At 61.5% G+C, this 6,181-nt stretch carries 3 protein-coding genes and 2 tRNA genes; 1 reads left to right on the top strand and 4 read right to left on the bottom strand.

Translation table 11 applies throughout. From position 1 onward, the window contains the following. Positions 1-146 precede the first annotated feature (146 nt). The 4 genes from LVD08_RS24485 to LVD08_RS24470 all read right to left on the bottom strand — a co-directional run bounded on the left by LVD08_RS24485 (position 147) and on the right by LVD08_RS24470 (position 4,731). Positions 147-1,439 (bottom strand): virulence factor family protein, encoded by a 1,293-nt coding sequence (locus LVD08_RS24485; protein ID WP_247269461.1) that lies wholly within the window; start codon positions 1,437-1,439, stop codon positions 147-149. After that, positions 1,439-4,078, bottom strand: a complete 2,640-nt coding sequence (gene mprF, locus LVD08_RS24480) for a bifunctional lysylphosphatidylglycerol flippase/synthetase MprF (RefSeq protein ID WP_007964392.1) — start codon at positions 4,076-4,078, stop codon at positions 1,439-1,441. Before mprF ends, LVD08_RS24485 begins: the two co-directional genes overlap by 1 nt. Positions 4,079-4,357: 279 nt before the next feature. Beyond that, positions 4,358-4,434 (bottom strand) — tRNA-Met (locus tag LVD08_RS24475). A gap of 220 nt (positions 4,435-4,654) precedes the next feature. Then, positions 4,655-4,731, bottom strand: a tRNA-Met gene (locus tag LVD08_RS24470). 280 nt (positions 4,732-5,011) lie between these two features. On the opposite strand from LVD08_RS24470, the gene dinB reads away from it, so the two are divergent. Continuing rightward, on the top strand, positions 5,012-6,073 hold the full coding sequence (dinB, locus tag LVD08_RS24465; RefSeq protein ID WP_098967529.1) for a DNA polymerase IV: 1,062 nt from the start codon (positions 5,012-5,014) through the stop codon (positions 6,071-6,073). The last annotated feature ends 108 nt before the right edge of the window (positions 6,074-6,181 follow it).

Raw genomic sequence — 6,181 nt, 5'->3', positions numbered from 1 at the left:
TGCAGTAAAATTGGGGGATGAAGCGGTGCAAACCTCCAACCGGGGGCGGCCCCCCTTATCCCTGAAATATAAAACGCCGGATGCGGTGCATCGGGCGTTTTGAGACTGAAACAGGTGTAAACCTATTTCAGGACTAGACACGCAGATCACTCTGCCGGCTGATCCTTGCTCTGACGCTTTTCGATCAAGTCCACCAGACGCTTGGCCAGCGCCGGGTAGTTCTCGTCGAAGTGGTGGCCGCCAGGCAGTTTCACCGCTTCGCCAACTGCCGTCTTGTCGGTGCAGCCGCTTTCGTCGGTTTCTTCGGCGCCGTAGATGCACACTACTTTGGCCGCTGGCAGCTTGGCCATTTCCGGGCCGGTGGCGGCTTCTTTGCCGGCGTTGCCGAGCCAGCCTTCGACTTCGATTTCGAAGCTGCCGGTGCGGGCGAAAGCCAGCAGGATGATGGCGTCGACGCGTTGCTGCTCGGTGTCCGGCAGGCGGTTGTAGATCGCTGGCAGGACGTCGGCACCGAACGAGTAACCGGTCAGGATGAAGCGTTTGGTGCCCCATTTCTGCCGGTAGTGCTGCATCAGTTCGGTCAGGTCCAGCGCGCTTTGCTCGGGGCTCTTGTGCTGCCAGTAGTAGCGCAGGGTGTCGATGCCGACCACCGGGTAGCCAATCTTGGCCATCTCGCCCGCTACGTCGCGGTCGAGGTCGCGCCAGCCGCCGTCACCGGAGAGGAACAGGGTCACGGTGTCCTTGGCCTGACCGGCCGGCACTTCCACCACCGGGATTGCCAGACCGCCGTTGGCCTTGTCGCCGCCGACGAGGATCTTGCGCAGCTCGTTGTTCAGCACTTGCGGCAGGTTGATGTCGTAGTCGCTGATGCTGGTTTCGGCGTTCGGTTGATCGCGCACGAAACCGGCGCTGGTGTCGTCCGGGTTGTCGTTCCATGCCACCAGCCAGTGGCCATGAGCCGCGGCTTTCGGCAGCAGGTGAGTGCAACCGGGTTTTTCCAGCGCCAGGTCAACCGAGATCGCCTGGGCCTTGTCCTCCTTCTGCTCGGACAACCAGCGCCAGGCTAGCACGGCGCCAGGGCCGATACCGCTGACCAGCGTGGCCGGGCCGTTCAGTTCGCGCAGGCCGGTCTGCAGGGCGCGGCTCTGTTGCAGGCAGTCCTTGGGCAGAATCACTTGAACGATCTGCGCCGAGGCGCTGCGGCTCAGGGTGCTCAGTTGGTTGTCGGTCAGCTTCTGGTCGTCATTGACCGCGACCAGCACCTGAGCCTTGGGCTGGGTGCCGGGAATGACGCGGGTCATGACCGTGCCGTCGGCGGCCGTCAGTGGTTGCAGAGTCGGTTGCGGTGCCGGGCGTTTGAGGTACCAGTAACCGCCGCCGGCAATCACGGCCAGCACGATCAGTGCGGCCAGGATGTACTTCAGGGAGCGTTGAATCATCAGCGTTTCACCAATCCAGTCAAGCCGCCCGCGATCAGGGCAGCAGTATCGGCCAGCGCCACCAGCGGATCGAGTCCGGCGGGCACTGCCATATAACGGGGTTCCCAGTCAGGCTGGAACTTGTCTTTGAAGCGGCGCAAGCCTTGGAAGTTGTACAGCTGCTCACCACGGCGGAAGACCATCGAGCCCAGACGCTGGGTCAGCGGTGCACCACGCCGGGGTTGCAACCCCGACAACGGCACCATGCCCAGGCTGAAGCGCGCGTATCCGTGACTCTTATAGTGTTGAATCAAACCGACCATCAGGAACTCCATGGTCAGCTTGGGGGCGTCCGGGTGCGAGCGCATCAGGTCGAGACTGGCCAGGTCATGGCTGAAAGTCTCGAGCAGGTTGGCGAACGCCACCGGGCGGCCTTCGAAGCGAATCACCGCAATGCGGAAATGCTTCAGGTAATCGTCGCTGAACCGACCGAGGGAGAAACCTTTCTCGCGCACGTTCTTGCCGGTCAGCCACGCATCGGAAATCACTTTCAACTCGTCCATCGGCGCCTGGCCCGGCTCATGGATTTCCAGCGACAGACCATCGCGGGTACCACGGTTCCAGGTGTAGCGCAGGTCCTTCATCTCTTTGCCCTTGGCTTCCAGGTCAAAGCGCTGCAGATCGACCCGGGCTTCTTCGCCGAGCTTGATCGCGGTCAGGCCGATGTCCATGTAGTACGGCAGGTTTTCCGCACGTACCTGATAGAACACCGGGCGAGCGTGATGGATGTCGCACAGGTCGCGGAACTGCCAGATCATCTCGGCGCGTTGCTGGCCGGGGCCGATCGGGTCGTACAGCGCCACCAGGCTGCGGCCACGGCGGGCGTACATCAGGAAGGCTTCGTCGTTCTGGTGAAACAGCAACGCCTTGTCACCGGTCAGCGCGAGGCCGCCATCGGGTTGCGACGAAGCCATCAGGATTTTCGCGGCGCGATCCAGTTCGTCCGGGGTCGGCAGGTGGATCACCGGGCGCGCGGTGCGCAGCAGCCAGGTCAGGGCGATCACCAGCAACAGCACGGCGGCGCCGAGCAACGAACGCAAGCCGCGTGGGGCGTCTGCGTCGAGGGTGAACTGCCACCACAGTTGATGGCTGTAAGGCACGTCCTGATAGGCGAACAGCAGCAACCAGGTCGAGGCGCCCAGGACGCAAAGGCTGGCCACCAGATACAGCGGCGAGAAGGGCAGTTCAGTCAGGCGGCTCGGGCGATAGAACGAACGACGGAACACTCCCAGCAACGCGGCGGTAAGTGTCATCAGCGTGGCTTCTTCCCAGTCGAAGCCTTTGAGCAGCGAGAGCAGGGCGCCGACCAGCAACAGAATGGTGGTCAGCATCCACGCCGCCGACAGGCGCCGGCGCAGGCCCTGCGCCAGCATCAGGCACAGTACGCCGATCAGGCTGGCGCCGAAGTGCGAGGCGTCGACCAGGCGATGCGGGATCAGAAAACCGATGTGTTCAAGACGCGTGTCGATCTCCGGGGTGGCGCCGGAAAACAGCAGCACCACGCCGGACAGAAACACCAGCACCGCCAGAATCGGCGCGGCCAGACCGGATGCGGCGCGCATGGTCTGGGTCTGGAACAGGCGCTGGCCTTCGTTGATCAGCAAAAACAGGCAGGCCACCAGCAGCGGCAGCACGACGTAGATCAGACGATAGAGCAGCAGGGCGGCGGCGAGTGGCGCGGCCCCGAGGGTGTCGGCAAACGCGGCGAGCAGGATCGCTTCGAAGACCCCGACACCCCCCGGCACATGGCTGAGGACGCCGGCGGCCAGGGCCAGCAGGTACACCAGCAGGAACGCGCCGAACGGCGGGGCTTCCGGCAGCAGCAGATAAAGCACGGTGGCTGCTGCGGCGACGTCGAGGGCGGTGATGATCAGTTGCAGGAAGGTCAGGCGGCGGCCTGGCAGGCGCAACGTCCGGCGACCGGCCCTGACCAGCAGGTTATCGCGGTACGGCTGCTCCGGCAGGCGGCGGCGGTAGATGCCGATCGCCAGAATCGCGCCCAGACCCAGCACCACCATGGCTATCGTGCCGAGCAAGCCTTCTGACAGGCCCAGTGCGGCGGAGGCGGCGGGCAGGTCGCTCAGGGTCGCGAGAGCCGCCAGCGGTGGCAGGGCGCAACCCAGCGACAGGCTGGCGAACAGCGTCATGTGCGCGACTTCGGAGGCGCCCAGCCCATGGCGTGCATATAAACGGTAGCGCACCGAGCCGCCGGACAGCAGCGACAGGCCGATGGCGTTGCCAATCGCAAATGCGGTGAAGCCACCCAGCGCCAGAGTGCGCGGCGGCAGTGTCACGCCGGCATAGCGGCTGGCCGACCATTCATAGCCCAGCAATATGATGAAGCCGACCACCGTAGCAGCCACTGCGCCGAGCAGGGCCGGTTTCGGCACCGCCAGGATCGAGTCATGCAGGGCATACAGATCGAGTTCGCTCAGCAGATGGCGGCAGGCAATCAGCGCAATGGCAAACAGCAGCAACGTGACCGCCAGACCGATCGGCTGGCGATATTTGCTCAACCGATCCAGCAAGCGCAGGCGCTCGGGTTTGATCGGATGTTCTGCTGTGACGGTGTCTTGTGAATCAGACGAGTTGGCGCGCATCAATCACCTCTTGGATTGTGCGCGACAGGATGGAGGTATCCAGCCAAGTTACCAATCCCTGTAGAAAAAAATAATCACAAAATACTACGCCTCTCATCCGGGATCGGCGAGGGCGGGTCATGGATTGCAGACGTCTTGCCTGCGACTCAAGCATAGTCGCAACCGGGCGGGTCTGATGATCCTGAGCGTTTCACTGCAGCGTGACAGATCATTGTTGCGAAAGGACTTTTTCCACAGATACAAAAAAGGCCACTCTTTCGAGCAGCCTTTTTTGATGTTTGGTTGCGGGAGCCGGATTTGAACCGACGACCTTCGGGTTATGAGCCCGACGAGCTACCAGACTGCTCCATCCCGCGTCTGTGTGGCGGCATTCTACAGGCGAACGGCGAGGTGTCAACCGCTAATCCCATAAAGGGTCAAATAAGTGTGAATTTGCGTCAAACGGTCGCAGCGGCACGGTAAGTTTCGGAAATGCAACGAATTCCTGTTCGCCAGGATGTGCGTGATGCAGAGGCTGGTCTGAAAAACAGACAGGCACAAAAAAGGCCACTCTTTCGAGTAGCCTTTTTTGATGTTTGGTTGCGGGAGCCGGATTTGAACCGACGACCTTCGGGTTATGAGCCCGACGAGCTACCAGACTGCTCCATCCCGCGTCTGTGTGTCGGCATTCTACAGAGGATCGCCGGGGTGTCAACCTTGAATCTGGATAAATCTGTTCCTGTTCAATCGGTTAGCGCTTTTTCCAGTGCAGGAGACGGGCGCGCAGGGCAGGCGGGACAAGGGTTTCAGCTCTATCGGCCGGTGATTCTCGATTGAGAAAATAAATTCATCGTTGTTTTCCCACAGGCTGAAAAGAACCTTCGTACCACTGGTGCTATATACAGGTCTCAGTGAGATACTGCGTTTCCGGCTCGCCATGTTTCCTTTTCTGTCATGACCCAGCGAAAAATCATCCACGTCGACTGTGACTGTTTCTACGCCGCCATCGAGATGCGCGACGACCCGAACCTGGCCGGCAAACCGCTGGCGGTGGGCGGGTCGGCGGATCGGCGTGGGGTGATTGCGACCTGCAACTACGAAGCGCGGGCATATGGTGTACGTTCGGCGATGTCATCCGGACATGCCTTGAAGCTGTGCCCCGACCTGACCATCGTCAAGCCGCGCATGGAGGCCTATCGCGAAGCCTCGAAGGAAATCCATACGATCTTTCGCGATTACACCGATCTGATCGAGCCACTGTCGCTGGACGAGGCCTACCTCGACGTCTCCGACAGCGCGCATTTTGGTGGCAGCGCCACGCGCATCGCGCAGGATATCCGCCGGCGGGTGTCCAATCAGTTGCACATCACCGTCTCTGCTGGCGTGGCCCCGAACAAGTTTCTGGCCAAGATCGCCAGCGACTGGAAGAAGCCCAACGGGTTGTTCGTGATTACTCCGGACCAGGTCGAGGATTTCGTCAGTGGCTTGCCGGTGAGCAAGTTGCACGGCGTCGGCAAAGTCACTGCCGACAAGCTGGGCAAGCTCGGCATCGTCGATTGCCTGCAACTGCGCGAGTGGGACAAGTTGGCGCTGGTGCGCGAATTCGGCAGTTTCGGTGAGCGACTCTGGAGTCTGGCCCGTGGGATTGATGACCGGTTGGTGCATAACGACAGCCGCCGACAGTCAATCAGCGTGGAAAACACCTACGACGTCGATCTGCCGGATCTGCGCAGTTGCCTCGACAAACTGCCGGAGCTGCTGGAAACCCTGAAAACCCGCATGGAACGGATCGACAGCAGTTATCGCCCAGGCAAGCCGTTCGTCAAAGTGAAGTTCCATGACTTTACCCAGACCACACTGGAGCAGGCCGGGGCGGGGCGCGATCTGGGCAGTTATCAGTTGATGCTGACGCAGGCGTTCAACCGGGGTGGGAAACCGGTGCGGTTGTTGGGGGTGGGGGTGAGGCTGGAGGATTTGCGCGGCGGGTTTGAGCAGATGGAGTTGTTCGAGCGCTGAACTCATCAGTGATTTCAAGGTCGTGTTTGGGGGGAAGGCCAGCCCCCCCTCTGTATGGTGTTTCCCCTCAGGGGGATGATCCAAAGTGGGGGGGGGGGTTGTTCCCGA

Origin of the sequence: Pseudomonas sp. YL2 (genome assembly GCF_023063025.1) — a bacterium.
GTDB classification, from domain to species: domain Bacteria; phylum Pseudomonadota; class Gammaproteobacteria; order Pseudomonadales; family Pseudomonadaceae; genus Aquipseudomonas; species Aquipseudomonas putida_A.
This window is presented reverse-complemented; position numbering and strand designations above follow the sequence as displayed.

Excerpts from the sequence above, each read along its gene's own strand:
- LVD08_RS24485 (WP_247269461.1), bottom strand. The coding sequence starts at position 1,439 with ATGATTCAACGCTCCCTGAAGTACATCCTGGCCGCACTGATCGTGCTG.
- mprF (WP_007964392.1), bottom strand. The coding sequence starts at position 4,078 with ATGCGCGCCAACTCGTCTGATTCACAAGACACCGTCACAGCAGAACAT.
- dinB (WP_098967529.1), top strand. The coding sequence starts at position 5,012 with ATGACCCAGCGAAAAATCATCCACGTCGACTGTGACTGTTTCTACGCC.